14 protein-coding genes are annotated in these 14,803 nt (G+C 72.1%); 4 read left to right on the top strand and 10 right to left on the bottom strand.

What is annotated here, in order from left to right; all coding sequences use genetic code 11:
- Positions 1–183: 183 nt before the first annotated feature.
- The gene (locus ACTJK8_RS16355; RefSeq protein WP_043074799.1) at positions 184–855 is read right to left on the bottom strand and encodes a LuxR C-terminal-related transcriptional regulator; all 672 of its coding nucleotides are present in this window, start codon (positions 853–855) and stop codon (positions 184–186) included.
- On the bottom strand, positions 855–3,599 hold the full coding sequence (locus ACTJK8_RS16360; RefSeq protein WP_029361168.1) for an ATP-binding protein: 2,745 nt from the start codon (positions 3,597–3,599) through the stop codon (positions 855–857). Before ACTJK8_RS16360 ends, ACTJK8_RS16355 begins: the two co-directional genes overlap by 1 nt.
- Before the next feature lie 158 nt (positions 3,600–3,757).
- Here ACTJK8_RS16360 and ACTJK8_RS16365 point away from each other — a divergent pair, with 158 nt between their 5' ends.
- The gene (locus ACTJK8_RS16365) at positions 3,758–4,069 is read left to right on the top strand and encodes a PilZ domain-containing protein (protein WP_012321714.1); all 312 of its coding nucleotides are present in this window, start codon (positions 3,758–3,760) and stop codon (positions 4,067–4,069) included.
- Between the two features lie 8 nt (positions 4,070–4,077).
- Here ACTJK8_RS16365 and ACTJK8_RS16370 read toward each other — a convergent pair whose 3' ends face one another.
- The gene (locus tag ACTJK8_RS16370) at positions 4,078–4,593 is read right to left on the bottom strand and encodes a hypothetical protein (RefSeq protein WP_024828571.1); all 516 of its coding nucleotides are present in this window, start codon (positions 4,591–4,593) and stop codon (positions 4,078–4,080) included.
- Between the two features lie 713 nt (positions 4,594–5,306).
- On the opposite strand from ACTJK8_RS16370, the gene ACTJK8_RS16375 reads away from it, so the two are divergent.
- Both ACTJK8_RS16375 and ACTJK8_RS16380 read left to right on the top strand, forming a co-directional pair.
- Positions 5,307–6,263, top strand: a complete 957-nt coding sequence (locus tag ACTJK8_RS16375; protein ID WP_058608112.1) for an antibiotic biosynthesis monooxygenase — start codon at positions 5,307–5,309, stop codon at positions 6,261–6,263.
- 71 nt (positions 6,264–6,334) lie between these two features.
- Positions 6,335–7,450, top strand: a complete 1,116-nt coding sequence (locus ACTJK8_RS16380; protein WP_029361171.1) for a hypothetical protein — start codon at positions 6,335–6,337, stop codon at positions 7,448–7,450.
- Between the two features lie 36 nt (positions 7,451–7,486).
- On the opposite strand, the gene glnT is transcribed toward ACTJK8_RS16380, so the two are convergent.
- The 7 genes from glnT to ACTJK8_RS16415 all read right to left on the bottom strand — a co-directional run bounded on the left by glnT (position 7,487) and on the right by ACTJK8_RS16415 (position 13,420).
- The gene (gene glnT / locus ACTJK8_RS16385; RefSeq protein ID WP_012321718.1) at positions 7,487–8,785 is read right to left on the bottom strand and encodes a type III glutamate--ammonia ligase; all 1,299 of its coding nucleotides are present in this window, start codon (positions 8,783–8,785) and stop codon (positions 7,487–7,489) included.
- Positions 8,786–8,940: 155 nt separating this feature from the next.
- Entirely contained in the window at positions 8,941–10,269 is a 1,329-nt protein-coding gene (locus ACTJK8_RS16390) for an FMN-binding glutamate synthase family protein (RefSeq protein ID WP_209650882.1), read from the bottom strand.
- Positions 10,269–10,958: a protein glxC gene (locus tag ACTJK8_RS16395; protein ID WP_012321720.1), complete on the bottom strand. Its 690-nt coding sequence runs from the start codon at positions 10,956–10,958 to the stop codon at positions 10,269–10,271. The genes ACTJK8_RS16390 and ACTJK8_RS16395 overlap by 1 nt, the downstream gene beginning before the upstream one ends.
- The gene (locus ACTJK8_RS16400) at positions 10,958–11,851 is read right to left on the bottom strand and encodes a class II glutamine amidotransferase (protein WP_012321721.1); all 894 of its coding nucleotides are present in this window, start codon (positions 11,849–11,851) and stop codon (positions 10,958–10,960) included. The genes ACTJK8_RS16395 and ACTJK8_RS16400 overlap by 1 nt, the downstream gene beginning before the upstream one ends.
- A 138-nt stretch (positions 11,852–11,989) precedes the next feature.
- Positions 11,990–12,595, bottom strand: coding sequence for a helix-turn-helix domain-containing protein (locus ACTJK8_RS16405; protein WP_012321722.1), 606 nt, complete (start codon positions 12,593–12,595; stop codon positions 11,990–11,992).
- A gap of 142 nt (positions 12,596–12,737) precedes the next feature.
- The gene (locus tag ACTJK8_RS16410) at positions 12,738–13,103 is read right to left on the bottom strand and encodes a response regulator (RefSeq protein ID WP_440762230.1); all 366 of its coding nucleotides are present in this window, start codon (positions 13,101–13,103) and stop codon (positions 12,738–12,740) included.
- 35 nt (positions 13,104–13,138) lie between these two features.
- A complete protein-coding gene (locus tag ACTJK8_RS16415) occupies positions 13,139–13,420 on the bottom strand; it encodes an STAS domain-containing protein (protein WP_012321724.1) in 282 nt (93 codons plus the stop codon).
- Positions 13,421–13,739: 319 nt separating this feature from the next.
- Here ACTJK8_RS16415 and ACTJK8_RS16420 point away from each other — a divergent pair.
- Positions 13,740–14,803, top strand: a 1,064-nt coding sequence (locus ACTJK8_RS16420) for a methyl-accepting chemotaxis protein (RefSeq protein WP_440762231.1), incomplete at its 3' end; no start/stop codon positions are given.

Genomic DNA, 14,803 nt, shown 5'->3' on the forward strand with positions numbered 1-14,803 from the left:
TCCCTAACCACCCCTTTCCGCGACGCGGACAATACAGAGCGAAGAAGGACTAGGCCGCTATTAGGCGGTTTCCTCGCAGTCGATCCAGTAGACGCCGCAAGATCTCGCCGGGACCGCGCAGCACCCGCAGGCATTCCTCCGCGGCCCGGCGATGCCCACAGGCTGTGGACGGGCCGGCCGGGACTAGGCCGGCCGGCCTAGTCCGGCGAGGATCCGCGGGCCGGTGGCCGCCGCGGCCGCCCGGTTGGCGACGCCGAGGGTGCGCAGGAGGGCGGCGACGTGCACCTTCACGGTGCCCTCGCCGAGATCGAGTTCCCGGGCGATCTCCTTGTTGGAGCGCCCGGCCACGATGCGTTCGAGCACCTCCCGCTGCCGGCGGGTCAGCGACACCTCGCCGACCGGCGGCGCGGCCGCGCTGGGCGGCGGGTCCGCCATGAAGGGCGGCACGTAGATCGCGCCGTCGAGGATCGCCGAGACCGCCCGCAGCACTTCCGCGGTCCCGAGGGTCTTGGGCACGTAGCCGTGGCTGCCGGCGGCCAGCGCCGTCAGCACGTCGGCCCGGGCGGTGGAGGCCGAGACGATGGCGGCCTTGACCGCCGGGTAGCATTCCCGCACCGCCGCCACGGAGCCCGCGCCCGCCATGCCGGGCATCTGCAGGTCGAACAGCGCCAGGGTGGTCTCGGGCGTCCCCGAGAGGGCGGCCAGCGCCTCGTCCAGGCTCGCCGTCTCGATCACCCGCGCGAAGCCGAGCTGCCGGGACAGCAGCGACGCCATGGCGAGGCGGAAGAACTCGTCGTCGTCGGCCAGGATCGCGACGCGGCCCTCAGCGCCGGCGCCCGGTCGGGTCGTCGTCATCACCGCGCTCCCGAGGCGGTCCGGAGGGACGCGGGGCCGCCGGAGAGCAGCGTCCGGGTCTCCGCGACGGCCGCCACGGCGAGGTCGCGGGCGCGGGCGAGCAGCGCGTCGAAGGTCACGTCGTCGCCGGCCTGTTCCAGGGCCGCGCAGGCCCGGCTGAGCGGCATGAAGCCGAGGAGACCGCTCGCGGCCGCGAGCGCGTGCGCCTCGGCGCGCAGCGTCGCGCGCCCGGCCGCCGTGCCGGCGGTTCCGGGATCCGGGGCCGCGAACGCCTCTCGGGCGCGGCTCTGGAACTGTCCGAGGAGCCGCGCCAGCGTGTCCGGGGCGATCAGCGCCATGTTGTCCGCGTAGCGGGCGCGGTCGAGGGTCGGCTCGTCCTCCGGGGCCGCATCGGCGGATTCGCCGGCCGGCTCGCCGGCGGGGTCGCCGAGCCACCGCGCCACGGCGGCGCAGAGTTCCTGGGGCTCGAACGGCTTGCCGAAATGGTCGTCCATCCCGGCCGCCCGGAACGCCTGCACCTGGTCCGGCAGGACGTTGGCGCTCATCGCCACGACGGTCACCCGCGCGGCGGGGCCCGGCAGGCAGCGGATCAGCCGCGTCGCCATCATGCCGTCGAGGCGCGGCATCTGGACGTCCATGAGCACGAGATCGTAGGGCGCCGCCTCGACGGCGCGGACCGCCCCGATACCGTCGGCCGCGACGTCGACGACGTGACCGGCGGCCCTGAGCACGGTGCAGGCCAGCTCGCGGTTGATCTCCACGTCCTCCACCAGGAGGATGCGCCCGGTGCGTCCGGGCCGCGCCGGCGCCGACCGGACGGGGGCCGCGGCGGCCGGCGCCCGCGGCAGGGTCAGGGCGAACCAGAAGGTCGAGCCGCGTCCCTCCGCGGAGACGAGACCCATCGTGCCGCCCATCAGTTCGACCAGCCGCCGGCTGATCGCCAGCCCCAGGCCGGTGCCGCCATACGCGCGGCGGATCGAGCTGTCGGCCTGCGAGAAGCGCTGGAACAGCCGCTCCTGGCGGTCCGGCGCGATCCCGATCCCGGTATCGGTCACGCTGAAGCGGATCGTGTCGCCGCGCGGACCGGCCTCTTCGTGGAACAGGTCGACGGTCACCCGGCCCCGCGGCGTGAACTTCACGGCGTTGTTGAGGAGGTTCAGCAGGATCTGCCGCAGCCGCCCGGGGTCGCACACCAGCCGGTCCGGCACCGCGGCGTCGATCTGGGCGACCAGATCGAGGCCCTTGGCGCGGGCCGGCGCCTCGACGATGCCCAGGCAGGCATCGACGAGGGGGCGCAGCGCGACCGGTTCGGGGTCGAGGTTGATCGCCCCGGCCTCGACGGACGAGAAGTCCAGGATGTCGTCCACGACGGTGCGGAGGTTCGCCCCCGCGGTCGCGGCGAGTTCCGCGTAGCGCCGGAGATCGCCGTCGAGCCGGCCGGATTCGGCCAGCAGCCCGGCGAAGCCGATCACCGCGTTGAGCGGCGTGCGGATCTCGTGGCTCATCGCCGAGAGGAACTCGGTCTTGGCCGCGTCGGCGCGCTCGGCCTCGGCGCGGGCCGCCTCGGCCGCCGCCTTGGCGGCGATCAGCGCGCGCTCGCCGTCCTTCCGGGCCGTGATGTCGAGGGTCAGGCCGACGATCCGCGCCGCGACGCCGTCGCGGTCGCGATGGGGGCGCCCGATCGCCTGGATCCAGCGGCAGCCGCCGCCCGCGTCCGGCACCCGGAACGCGACGTCGAAGGTCCTGCGCTCGGCCGCGGCCGCCCGCACCGCCCGCAGGGTCGCGGCGCGATCCGCGGGGACGACCCGCCGCATCCCCTCGGCGACGTTCACCACCGCCGGACGGTCCCCCGAGAAGCCGAGGCGGCGCGCGCTGTCGGGCGACAGGATCAGGTCGCGGCTCGCGAGGTCGAGGTCGAACAGGCCCGCGCCCGCCGCCTCCTGGGCCAGGCGCAGGAGCTCGCCCTTCTCGACCAGCGCTTCCCGGGCGCTGACGATCTCGTCGATGTCGAGGGCGGAGCCGAGCCAGCCGATCAGGTCGCTGCCCATGTGCAGGGGCCGGACCACGAACTGGTGCCAGCGGAAGCGGCCGGCCCGGTCGGCGACCCGGCCCTGGATCTCGCTCGACCGGCCCTGCACGCGGGCCTTGGCGTAGGCCCCGGCGATCCGGCCGGCGTCCTCGGGGTGGAACCGGTCCGTGCGGGCCGCGCGGGTGGTGGGGATCGGGCCGCAATAGGCCTCGAAGGCCTGGTTGACGTAGATCGTCTCGCCCGTGTCGGCCCGCTCCATCCAGACGAGCTGCGGCAGCGTGTCGACGAGGGCCCGGTAATGGTCGCGGCTCGTGCGCAGGTTCGCGTAGGTCTGCTCCGGCTCCGAGGCCGCGCGGACCGTGACGACCCGATCCGCCGTGCCGGCGATCGCGCGCACGACCAGCACCGTCGCGACCCAGCCCGGATCACCCCGCATCCGCACGAGCGCCGTGTCGGACCGGCCCGCGCCCGCGGCGTCCGCGAGGGCGCCGGCATCCTCCGGGTGGAGGGCGTCGCGCAGCGGATGCCCGACCAGGCCTTCGGCGCCCGCGCCGAGGATCGACCGGCCCCCCGCGGACGCGAAGGTCACCCGACCCGCACCGTCGAGGCGCAGGATCAGCCCGGCCGCGGCGTCGACGATCTGGCGCAGGGCCTCGGTCTCCGGACCGGGGGCGCCGGGGCGGGCGGGCTGGGCAAGGGGCAGGTCTGCGCTCATCGGCTCCGACACGGGCGGGCGCGGAACTGTGCGCGCGGGCGCAGTGTCGTGGCAGAAGGTTAACCGGCTCTTTACCTTAACCGAGAATGTATTTGTCTCTATTAGGTCGGTGTGGGTGTCTATAGTCGAGATGAAGTCGTCCTGCCCGCGAGGGCACCATGCGTGAGGCCGGCGACCGCCGCGCGGCGCCCCGCTTTCCGGTCACGCTCTCCGCTCGGGTCCGGGACGCGGGGCGCAGCTATCGGGCGGCGATCCTCGACGTCAGCGCGGGCGGCCTGCTCATGGCGATGCCCGACGCGTTCGCGGCCGCGCCCGGAACGGAGCTGGTGATCGACGCGGCGATCCTCGGGACCGTGCGCGCCCGCGTCGTGACGACCAGCGCGCGCGGGGTCCATGTCCAGGTCGACGCGGATGCGGAGGCCTACAGCCTCGCTGTGCAGCGGGTCTCGCGGATCGCGCGATCCTGGTAGCGCCGCGCTCAGGTGTTGAAGTCGAGCAGCCGGGAACTGGCGAAATCGGTGTTGCGGGCGCCGTCGCTGCCGTAGCCGATGGTCCGGCTCTGCGTCCGCTGCATCTGCTGGATGAAGGAGGCCAGCGTCTCGCTGGGGCTGAGGCGCGCGTCGCCCGACGCGGTCGGGTCCTGGGACGCGTCGGGAGTTCCGCTGGTGGCGGAACGCGCCGGTTGCGAGGCCGGTCCATCCGCCGGATCGGCGGTTGCCCCGGCCTCGGGCGCGGTGAGCAGCTGGCGGAGCACGCCGCCCTGGTCACCGGTGATCCGGCCGGCGGTGATCTGGTTGTCGATCAGGGCGTCGATGCGGTCCCGGATCCGGGCCGGGTCGAGAGCCGGCGCCGCGGGGGCCGTCGCGGCGCTGCTCGACGCCGCCCGGGCCGCCTCGCCCGCCACGACGCCGGTCACCGGTTCGGCGTGCGGGGTGCTGCCGTCGAGAACGCGCGGCGTCAGGGACGTGCTGAGCCCGGCGGGCGGTCCTGACACGGCATTCATCGCGGCACGCACACACCCCAGAGGCCCTACGACAGCCCCCGGGTATGGTCGGTTAGTGTTAAGGCTGCCTTACGGGGCGCCGGCCCGTCCGGCCGGGGCTGCCCGGCTAAGGGTGCCCGACAAGGCTGCCCGGCCAGGCTATCCGGCGAGGACCGTCCGGCCGGGCCCTCGGCGGCACGCGTCGGGGAACGAACGTCTCCAGCCCGCCTCCTTTTTGTTGTCGCTCCGTCCCAGCGTGGCGGGCGCCGGGCCGGGCCGGAGCCGAAAAATTTCGGCGTTCCAGGACCCGCGCGCGTGAGATAAATATCGTCGAAGACTTTCGGCTAGAAAGACGAGTGCTGTAGAGAACGTATTGTATTTACAAATAATATATTTGTCTTCCGTGTTGAGGTCTTGACTTCGGCCGAGGTTTGTCTGCTCATGCAGGCTTGCAGGGCAGTGCCGCCAGTCAAGTGGTGAACGCTGGATGCAAGATCAATTCTCGGTTGTTTCTCCTCGTGTTTCGCGGAGCGGCAGGTCCCCGCGAGTCTGTCGCCGTCCCGGTGTCTTGGCCCACGAACCCGTCGCCCGGTCCGCCGGAGGTGGAGCCCGTCGGGACCGTCCCGGACCCGCCGGGCGGTGACCGGAGGCGGGGCCGAGGGCCGTCCGCCTCTCCGCACGAACGCGCGCGTGCAGACAGCCGTGCAACGGAAGCGCGTCGGGTCATGAGCGGTGCCACAACGTCCGTCAGCATCGTGACGCAGACGACCATCCGGCCGGAGAGCGCGGACGCCTTCGCCCGATGGCAGACCGACACCAGTGCCGTCGTGGCGGCCTTCCCCGGCTTCATCGAGCAGCAGCTGATCCCGCCGCGCCCGCCGCTGCAGGTGGACTGGGTGATCGTGCAGCGGTTCCACAGCCTGGAGCAGGCCAAGGCCTGGCTGGCCTCCCCCGAGCGGCAGGCCCGCATCCAGGGCGCCACGCCGATGCTCGTCGGCCGCGACGACGTCCACATCGTCAAGGACGACGCCAGCGCGGCCCGGACCTCGCCGGTCAGCGCGGTGATCAGCACCCGCGTGAAGCCCGGCATGGAGGCGGCCTACCTCCGTTGGGAGCAGAAGATCGCGGCCGCGCAGTCGCGGGCGCCCGGCATGCAGGGCTACCGGTTCGAGCCGGCCGTGCCGGGGGTGCAGGAGGACTACGTCGCGATCCTGCGCTTCGACAGCGAGGCGAACCTGCGCACCTGGATGGACTCGCCGGAGCGGCAGGCGCTGGTCGCCGAGGCGGTGCCGATGACCGCGGAATTCCACACCCGGACGGTGCAGAGCGGCTTCGAGCAGTGGTTCCGCAACGTCGCGCCGCCCGGCGGTGCGGCGCCCGCGGCGTGGAAGATGAACATGATCGTCGTGCTGACGCTCTACCCGACCGTGTTCCTGTGGGGCGTCCTGGTCGGCACGCCGATCCTCGCCGGGCTGCTGAAGGTGGATTTCCCGGTCGCCCTGTTCATCGGCAACGTGTTCAGCGTGCTGCTCACCTCCCTGATGGTGCCCTGGACGGCCCGGCGGCTGGACTGGTGGCTGACGCCGGATCCGGCGCGGCGGACCCGGGTCAACCTGCAGGGCGCCGCGCTGCTGATCGCCGCCTACGCGGTCATGATCCTCGTGTTCTGGAAGCTGTTGTGACCGGCGTCGCGCCGGGGCGGTCGCGGTCCGCGGGGCGCCGTTCAGAGGACGGGCCAGGGGAGGGGCGCGCGATGCTCCGGTCGGTGTCCCGGGTGAGCCCGCTCTCGGCTGCGGGGCTGCTGATCCTGGCCTGCGGGACCGGGCTGGCCGGTCCGGCCCGCGCCGAGCCCGAGCCGGCCCCGGCCACCGCCTCAGCCGCGGCGCCGACGCCGGCCGCGGCCCGCACGAGGCGCCAGGAGGCCGGCGTTCCCGTCGCGGCCGCCACCGTGATGGCGGCGCCGCCGCCGTCCGTCTTCGCCTTCTCCGACACTGTGGTGAGCTACCGCTTCCAGGGGCCCTCCGCGGAGCCCGGCCTCCGGGTCCAGCGTCCCGACGGCCAGTTCGTGGGGCGCGAGGTCCCCAAGAACGTGATCAACCTGTTCCACGCCAATTCGTGGGCCTACGGGACGAACCTGCTCTCCCTCGACATCCTCCGGTCCGGATCCCAGGACCCGGCGGGCAATCGGGTCGGCAGGTTCGAGGGCGTCGGCGCCACCGAGTTCTACCTGATCTACCGGGGCGTCCTGAGCCTCAACCAGGTCTTCGACACGCAGGCCCTCGCCGTTCCCGGCATCGTCAAGGATATCGGCCTGTCGTTCGGGGCCGACGTCAACACCAAGGACACGACCTTCGATTCCGAGAAGCGCGCCGGCACCTTTGGGTTGAGCTTCGCCTTCGACGTGCCGGCCGGGTTCGTGAACCTGAAGGTCCAGGGCTACAAGGAATTCTCCCGCAACGGCCTGGCGGGGAACGGTCCCGTACCGGGCAATTCCGGGCGCGATGCCGTACCGGGCTTCGACTACGCGCACTTCCGCAGCGTCGAGTTCAAGATGACGCCGGAATTCGAGATCACCTACACGATCCCGCTGCCGTTCACCGGGCTGCCGCTGTCGCTGGCCGGCTTCAACACCATCGTCCTGCCCAAGGGCCGCTACGGCACGATCAACCAGTACGACACGCAGCTGGAATTCGTCTCGCAGACCAACCTCGTGCTCGATGTCGGGCAGCTGCTCGCCGACACGCCCAACCGGGTCGAGGTCTTCGCCGGCTTCCAGTACTGGCACAACAAGTTCGGCGGCGACCCGCGGCGCACCCTCAACACCGAGGAGAAGGCGCTGATCGCCGGGGTGGCCTACCACCTGAAATGAGACGGCCGGTCGCGGCGCGGGCCGTTCCGCGCGGCTTCAGCAATCCAAGGTCGTGTCCCGCTCCCACTGGGTGAGGTGCTGGCAGTAGGCGTTCCACTCCTCGTTCTTCAGCTTGAGATAGCTCGGCACGAAGGGGCCCAGGGCCTCGCCGAGGATCGCGCTGCCCGACAGGGCGCGCAGGGCGTCCAGCATGTTGAGGGGCAGCCGCTTCAGGCCCTCGACCGTGTGGCCGTCGGTGTACATGTTGATGTCGAGGCGCGGGCCCGGATCCCGGTGGTTGCGGATCCCGTCGAGGCCGGCCGCCAGGATCGCCGCCTGGAGCAGGTACGGGTTGACGGCCCCGTCGGCGAGGCGGAACTCGAACCGCCCCGGCCCGGGGATGCGGATCATGTGGGTGCGGTTGTTGCCCGAATAGGTCACCGTGTTGGGCGCCCAGGTCGCCCCCGAATTGGTCCGGGGCGCGTTGATCCGCTTGTAGGAGTTGACGCAGGGGTTGGTGATCGCCGCCAGCGCGTCGGCCGAGTGGATCAGGCCGCCGATGAAGTGGTAGCCCGTCGGCGACAGGCCGGTCGGGTCGGACGGGTCGGCGAAGACGTTCCGCCCGTCCCGCCAGAGAGAGACGTGGGCGTGGCAGCCCGAGCCGGTCAGCTCCGCGAATGGCTTGGGCATGAAGGTCGCGCGCAGGCCGTGCTTCTCGGCGATCGAGCGGGTCATGTACTTGAAGAAGGCGTGGCGATCGGCGGTGACCAAGGCGTCGTCGTAGTCCCAGTTCATCTCGAACTGGCCGTTCGCGTCCTCGTGGTCGTTCTGGTAGGGGTTCCAGCCCAGGGCGAGCATCGCGTCGCAGATCTCGCTGATCACGTCGTAGCGCCGCATCAGCGCCGACTGGTCGTAGCAGGGCTTCGTCTGCCGGTCGGACATGTCGGCGGGCTCGGCGCCGTCGGCGGTGATCAGGAAGAACTCGCACTCGACGCCGGTCTTCATCGCGAGGCCGAGATCCGCCGCCTCGGCGATCAGGCGCTTCAGCAGGTTGCGGGGCGCCTGCTCGACGGGGCGCTCGTCCATGACGAGGTCGGCCGGCAGCCAGCCGACCTCGGGGCGCCAGGGCAGCTGGATCAGCGCGTCCGCGTCGGGGATCGCGAGGAGGTCGGAATCGGCCGGGCTCATGTCGAGCCAGGTGGCGAAGCCCGCGAACCCCGCGCCGTTCCGACAGGTGCTGGCGATCGCCGCGGCCGGGACCAGCTTGGCCCGCTGGGTCCCGAACAGGTCGGTGTACGAGACGAGGAAGTACTTGATGCCGCGCTCCTTGGCGGCGGTCTCGAGATCGAGCGACATCGCGTGCACCCTCACTAGGGCCGACGAGGGCCGGAACGGGGGAGGGGTCGCCCGGCGGCGGCCCCGGTCTCTCGGAGCGCGGTCGTCAGAGCGCGGCGCTCATGGCCCGGCGCTCATGGCCCGGCGCTCATGGCCCGGCGCTCATGGCCCGGCGCTCATGGCCCGGCCTTGCCGGGGATCCAGTCCGTCCCGGCGAGCGGGACCTGGGCCATGGCCGCGGCCTCGATCGTCAGGGCCACGAGGTCCTCGGGCTCCAGGTTGTGGAGGTGGCTCTTGCCGCAGGCGCGGGCGATGGTCTGCGCCTCCAGGGTCATGACGGCGAGGAAGTTGGCGAGGCGCCGGCCGCCGAGCACGGGGTCGAGCCGCCGGGCGAGTTCCGGATCCTGCGTGGTGATGCCCGCCGGGTCCTTGCCCTCGTGCCAGTCGTCGTAGGCGCCCGCCGTGGTGCCGAGCGCCGCGTACTCGGCCTCCCAGCGGGGATCGTTGTCGCCGAGCGCGATCAGCGCCGCGGTGCCGATCGCCACCGCGTCGGCGCCGAGCGCCAGCACCTTGGCGACGTCGGCGCCGGAGCGGATGCCGCCGGAGACCACGAGCTGGACCTTCCGGTGCAGGCCGAGGTCCTGGAGGGCCTGCACGGCGGGCCGGATCGCCGCCAGGGTCGGGATGCCGACATGCTCGATGAACACGTCCTGCGTGGCCGCGGTGCCGCCCTGCATGCCGTCCAGCACGACGACGTCGGCGCCGGACTTCGCCGCGAGGGCGGTGTCGTAGTAGGGGCGGCTCGCCCCGACCTTCACGTAGATCGGCTTCTCCCAGTCGGTGATCTCGCGCAACTCCTCGAGCTTGATCGCGAGGTCGTCCGGACCGGTCCAGTCCGGGTGGCGGCAGGCCGAGCGCTGGTCGATGCCCGGCGGCAGGCAGCGCATCCCGGCGACCCGCTCGGTGATCTTCTGCCCGAGCAGCATGCCGCCGCCGCCGGGCTTGGCGCCCTGGCCGATCACCACCTCGATGGCGTCGGCCCGGCGCAGGTCGTCCGGGTTCATGCCGTAGCGGGAGGGCAGGTACTGGTAGACCAGCGTCTGCGAGTGGCCCCGCTCCTCCGGGGTCATGCCGCCGTCGCCCGTGGTGGTCGAGGTCCCGGCGAGGCTCGCGCCCCGGCCGAGGGCCTCCTTGGCGTTGGCCGAGAGGGAGCCGAAGCTCATGCCGGCGATGGTCACCGGGGTCTTCAGGCGGATCGGCTTCGCGGCGAAGCGGTCGCCCAGCACCACCTCGGTGCCGCACCGCTCGCGGTAGCCCTCCAGCGGGTAGCGGCTGATCGAGGCGCCGAGGAACAGCAGGTCGTCGAGATGCGGGAGCGCGCGCTTCGCGCCGGCGCCGCGGATGTCGTAGATGCCGGTCGCGGCTGCCCGGCGGATCTCCGCCATGACCTCGGGGGTGAAGGTCGCCGAGGTGCGCGGGACCGTGCGCGGGGGCGTCTCGGCCATCAGTAGGCTCCGGCGTTGTCGACGTGGAAGTGGTAGAGGCTGCGCGCGGACCCGTAGCGGCGGAACTCGCCCGGATCGACCTCGCCCGCGAGGCCCGCGGCCGCGAGCTTGGCGAAGAGCTGTTCCCGGTGCGCGTCGCCCATCGGCTTCTCGACGCAGTCGGCGCCCAGGCTCGTCACCGCGCCGCGGACGTAGAGCCGGGCCTCGTAGAGCGAGTCCCCCAGCGCCTCGCCGGCATCGCCCAGCACCGTCAGTGTTCCGGCCTGGGCCATGAAGGCCGACATGTGGCCGATCGACCCCTTCACGAGGATGTCGACCCCCTTCATCGAGATGCCGCAGCGCGCCCCGGCATTGCCGTCGATCAGGAGCAGGCCGCCCTGGGCGGTGGCCCCGGCCGCCTGGCTGGCGTCGCCGCGCACGTGGACGACGCCCGACATCATGTTCTCGGCGACGCCGACCCCGGCATTGCCGCCGATCACGACGGTGGCCCGCTTGTTCATGCCGGCGCAGTAGTAGCCGGCATTGCCCTCGATCTCGACGTGGACCGGGGCGTCGAGGCCCGCCGCGATGGCGTGCCGTCCGTCCGGGTTCACCACCGTCCAGCGGGTCTCGTTCGTGTCGGGACGCAGGGCGTGGAGGGCGCGGTTCAGGGCGCGCAGCGGCTCGGCGCGCAGGTCGACGGTCGGCATCAGTGGCGCTCCCAGGCGTAGACCTTGGCGGGCTCCGGCTCGAAGACCCGGGCGGCCTCGATACCGGGCAGGCCCACGAGGGCGCGGTACTCGGAGCCGAAGGCCACGTAGGCGTCCGTCTCGGCCATGACGGCGGGCTTGCAGGCGATCGGGTCGCGCAGGACCGCGAAGCCCGTCCGGGTGCCGACCACGAAGGTGAAGAACCCGTCGAGATCGGTCAGGCTCGCCTGCAGGGCCTCCTCGAGGGAGGCGCCGGCGCGCATCCGCCAGCTCAGGTAGCCGGCGGCGACCTCGGTGTCGTTGCTGGTGGCGAAGTGCACGCCCTCCCGGCGCAGCCGCCGGCGCAGGTCGTTGTGGTTGGACAGGGAGCCGTTATGGACGAGGCACTCGTCGAGCCCCGTCGAGAACGGGTGCGCCCCGTTCGTGGTCACGGCGCTCTCGGTCGCCATCCGGGTGTGGCCGATGCCGTGGCTGCCCGCCATGCCGGCGAGGTCGAAGCGGTCCGCCACCGCGGCGGGCAGGCCGACCTCCTTGTAGATCTCCATCCGCCGGCCCGCGGAGACGACGTCGATCTCCGGCGCGTGGTCCGCGAGCCAGGCGCGGACCGCGTCCGCCGCCGCCGCGTCCACGCTCAGCACCGTGTGGGTATCCCGCGCGCGCGCCGCGCAGTCCTGGCCCGTCTCGGCCTCGAGCCGGGTCACGACGGCGGCCAGCGCCCGCGCATCCGCCCCGCGCAAGGTGAGCTTCACCCCGGCGGCGGCGTCGCCGTAGACGGCGAAGCCGGCGCTGTCGGGGCCGCGATCGGTCATCGTCCCCAACATCGTGGAGAGCAGCGCGCCGAGCTGCGGTTCCAGGCTCGGAGTCTTCAGGAATAGTCCGACGATCCCGCACATGACGCTGCGAACTCCGTGCCGCCTGCCGGCCTACGGCTCGCACGGCGTCCCGGATTCGTCAACTGAGGATCACTAAAATTTCCTGCCGAGAAATTAGCCACCGGCTGCGGCGAGGTCGGGCAGGCGGGCGCGCCGCGTTCACTGCCGGGGATAGGCGATGATCGACAGGTAGGTCATCGGCCGCTTGATCAGCGCCTGCGGCCCGTGCAGCGCCTCGGCGTCGAACAGGAGCGCGTCGCCCGGCTTGAGGTGGTAATCCTGCCCGGCGTGGCGGTAGCTCACCTCGCCGCTCAGCATGTAGATGAACTCGATGCCCGCGTGGCGGAAGCCGGTATAGACCTCGGCATCCTCCTCCAGGGTGATGAGGTAGGGCTCGAGCACGGTCTCGCCGCGGATGCCGGCGCCGAGCAGTTCGTAGATGTGCCCGACCTTCGTGCCGCGCCGCTCGATGACGACCCCGGTGCCCTTCTTCACGTAGGAGCAGTCGCGGCTCTCCTCGAAGGCGGCGAAGAGGGTGGTGATCGGCACGTTGAGCGCCTTCGCCACCGCGTTGACCGTGGCGAGCGACGGCGAGATCTGCCCGTTCTCGATCTTCGAGACCATGCCGGGCGAGATGCCGGCCGCCGCGCTGAGATCGGCGACTGAGAGTTCCCGCTCGCGGCGCAGGGCGCGGACCTGGTGCCCGAGGGCCCGTTCCAGGCTCTTGCCGTCCTCGGTCGGCGCGTTCGAACCGGTATTCAGCATGGAAGGCCCGCGAACTGGAAGACCCCGCGGCCGGAGGCGTCCCGGCCGGTCGATCCAGGTCCATAGCCGATTGCACCGCGTTCCGCAGGCCCGCCGCGCGGGGCGGGGCGGGGCGGGGCGCGGCCGTCCCGGCCGCGCGGCCTCAGGCGCGGACGAGCTTGCCCACGACGGCGAGCAGCTGCTCGGGCTTGAACGGCTTGGTGATCCAGCCGGTCGCCCCGGCCGCCTTCGCCTGCTGCTTGATCCCCTCGTCGGATTCCGTGCTCAGGAAGAGGATCGGCACGCCCGTGCAGCTCGGCAGAGTCCGCAGCTGCTTGATCATCTCCAGCCCGTTCATCACCGGCATGTTGAGATCGGTGATGACGAGGTTGACGCTCTCGCTCCGGGCCTTCGCGAGGCCTTCGGCGCCGTCGCCGGCCTCGATCACCGTGTGGCCGGCCGGGCCGAGCACCACCTTGATCATCTGCCGGATGCTGGGCGAGTCGTCGACGGCGAGGACAATGGCCATGACACGTATTCCGTTCTTGCGCCTGGAGTGCGCGCCTAGAGGACCGGCGCGCTGGGGAGTGCGATCGCGGCGCGCCGGAACGCGCTCTCCACCGCCGGAGGGACGTTGACCAGCGCGACGCCGGCGCCGCGCCGCCGCGCCGCCTTGTCGGCCGCGAGTACGATCTGGACGAAGGTGATGTCCGCGCGCTCGACCGCCGCGCAGTCGAGGGTGAGGTGCGCCGCGCCGGCGAGCGCCGCCGCCAGCGTGTCCTGCAGCGACCGGACGGTCCGGATGGTGCAGTCGGGAGCGAGCGTGAGGGCGGGAGCCTCGGACATGCGGGTTCGTGACCTCGACGACAGACTTGCGGGGCGACGCGCCGCCCCGTTCGAGTCAACACCGTGGCGGGTAAATTCTTCCTGAAGGTTCGGCCAATCGAGGGCGGCTGACGCGGGGGCGGGTCCAGCACAGGACGGAGGTCTGCCCTGCATTGAATAGTCTTCCTGGGCTAATACTGCGATCTGCGTCTCCCGTTGCAGCCTTCGGCCGACCGATAACGCTTTCTTTAACGGCGATCCTTAGCCTCGGGCGGGCACCGACCGTCGGATTGCCGCTTGACCCGCGCGCATCGGTCGACGCCGAGAGATCCGCCCGCCGATGTCCTTCCAAGCCGCCCACGACATTCTCAGGCAGGTCCCGGGCCGGTTTCGCCGGCCCCAGATGCGTTCCGAGCTGCGGCCCGATGGCCGGGTGGATGGCCGGGTCGAAGACCGGCCCGGATCGGGCGCGGCGCCCGGCGCCGCGATCCCGCCGGCCCCGCCCGCGGAGGCGGCCGCGCCATCCATCGAGTCCGAGCCCGTGCCGCCGCACGTCGCGATGCCGGCCGAGCCGGCGCCCGCCGCGGGGGCGGCCGACCTGCTCCAGGCCTGGCTCGGCCTCTCGGCGCAGCAGCGGGCGCTGCTTGACGCCCTCGTCGCCGAACTCGGGATCGTCTCCACCGACGTGGAGGCCAACGTCCACGGCCTGTCCAACCGCTTCCAGAACATCGCCGCCTCGACCTGCGAGCAGTCGGAGATCGTCCGGGGGCTCGTCGCCTCGGTTCAGACCGTCCAGATCGACGACAAGACCCTGCAGCTCGGCGACGTCGCCGCCGGCCTCGGCGAGACGCTCACCGCGCTGATCGAGCGGATCACCCTGATGTCGTCCCGCGGCTCGACCCTCGCCCAGGGGCTCACGGGGGTGCTCGAGGGCCTGACGTCGGTCGAGGGCAGCGTCGCGCAGATCGAGCGGATCAACCGCCAGACCAACCTCCTCGCCCTGAACGCCAAGATCGAGGCGGCCCGGGCCGGCGCCAGCGGCGCGGCCTTCGCGGTGGTCGCCGACGAGGTGCGCGGCCTCGCCACGACCATCAACGCGCTGTCGGACGTGATCAAGCAGCAGATCGGCACCATGGCGGCCGGCCTGCGCGGCAGCCATGCCCTGCTGGGCGACATCGCGGCGATCGACATGTCCGAGGAGAGCCGCACCGCCGAGACGCGCGTCCGCATGGTGATGCGGGCGCTGGTCGAGCAGAACGCCCAGGTCGCGGGCATCCTGCAGCAGACCGCCGAGACCACGCAGGCCATCACGCAGGACGTGTCGGCGGCGATCGTGGCGATGCAGTTCCAGGACCGGGCCAAGCAGCGCATCCAGAACGTCGAGGGCCTGCTGCGCTCGGCCGG

This window comes from Methylobacterium sp. 22177 (genome assembly GCF_052045615.1).
Lineage (GTDB): Bacteria > Pseudomonadota > Alphaproteobacteria > Rhizobiales > Beijerinckiaceae > Methylobacterium > Methylobacterium radiotolerans.

Bases quoted from the DNA above. Each gene is read 5' to 3' on its own strand.
- ACTJK8_RS16355 (WP_043074799.1), bottom strand. From the start codon at position 855: ATGACGACGACCCGACCGGGCGCCGGCGCTGAGGGCCGCGTCGCGATC.
- ACTJK8_RS16360 (WP_029361168.1), bottom strand. From the start codon at position 3,599: ATGAGCGCAGACCTGCCCCTTGCCCAGCCCGCCCGCCCCGGCGCCCCC.
- ACTJK8_RS16365 (WP_012321714.1), top strand. From the start codon at position 3,758: ATGCGTGAGGCCGGCGACCGCCGCGCGGCGCCCCGCTTTCCGGTCACG.
- ACTJK8_RS16375 (WP_058608112.1), top strand. From the start codon at position 5,307: ATGAGCGGTGCCACAACGTCCGTCAGCATCGTGACGCAGACGACCATC.
- ACTJK8_RS16380 (WP_029361171.1), top strand. From the start codon at position 6,335: ATGCTCCGGTCGGTGTCCCGGGTGAGCCCGCTCTCGGCTGCGGGGCTG.
- glnT (WP_012321718.1), bottom strand. From the start codon at position 8,785: ATGTCGCTCGATCTCGAGACCGCCGCCAAGGAGCGCGGCATCAAGTAC.
- ACTJK8_RS16390 (WP_209650882.1), bottom strand. From the start codon at position 10,269: ATGGCCGAGACGCCCCCGCGCACGGTCCCGCGCACCTCGGCGACCTTC.
- ACTJK8_RS16395 (WP_012321720.1), bottom strand. From the start codon at position 10,958: ATGCCGACCGTCGACCTGCGCGCCGAGCCGCTGCGCGCCCTGAACCGC.
- ACTJK8_RS16400 (WP_012321721.1), bottom strand. From the start codon at position 11,851: ATGTGCGGGATCGTCGGACTATTCCTGAAGACTCCGAGCCTGGAACCG.
- ACTJK8_RS16405 (WP_012321722.1), bottom strand. From the start codon at position 12,595: ATGCTGAATACCGGTTCGAACGCGCCGACCGAGGACGGCAAGAGCCTG.
- ACTJK8_RS16410 (WP_440762230.1), bottom strand. From the start codon at position 13,103: ATGGCCATTGTCCTCGCCGTCGACGACTCGCCCAGCATCCGGCAGATG.
- ACTJK8_RS16415 (WP_012321724.1), bottom strand. From the start codon at position 13,420: ATGTCCGAGGCTCCCGCCCTCACGCTCGCTCCCGACTGCACCATCCGG.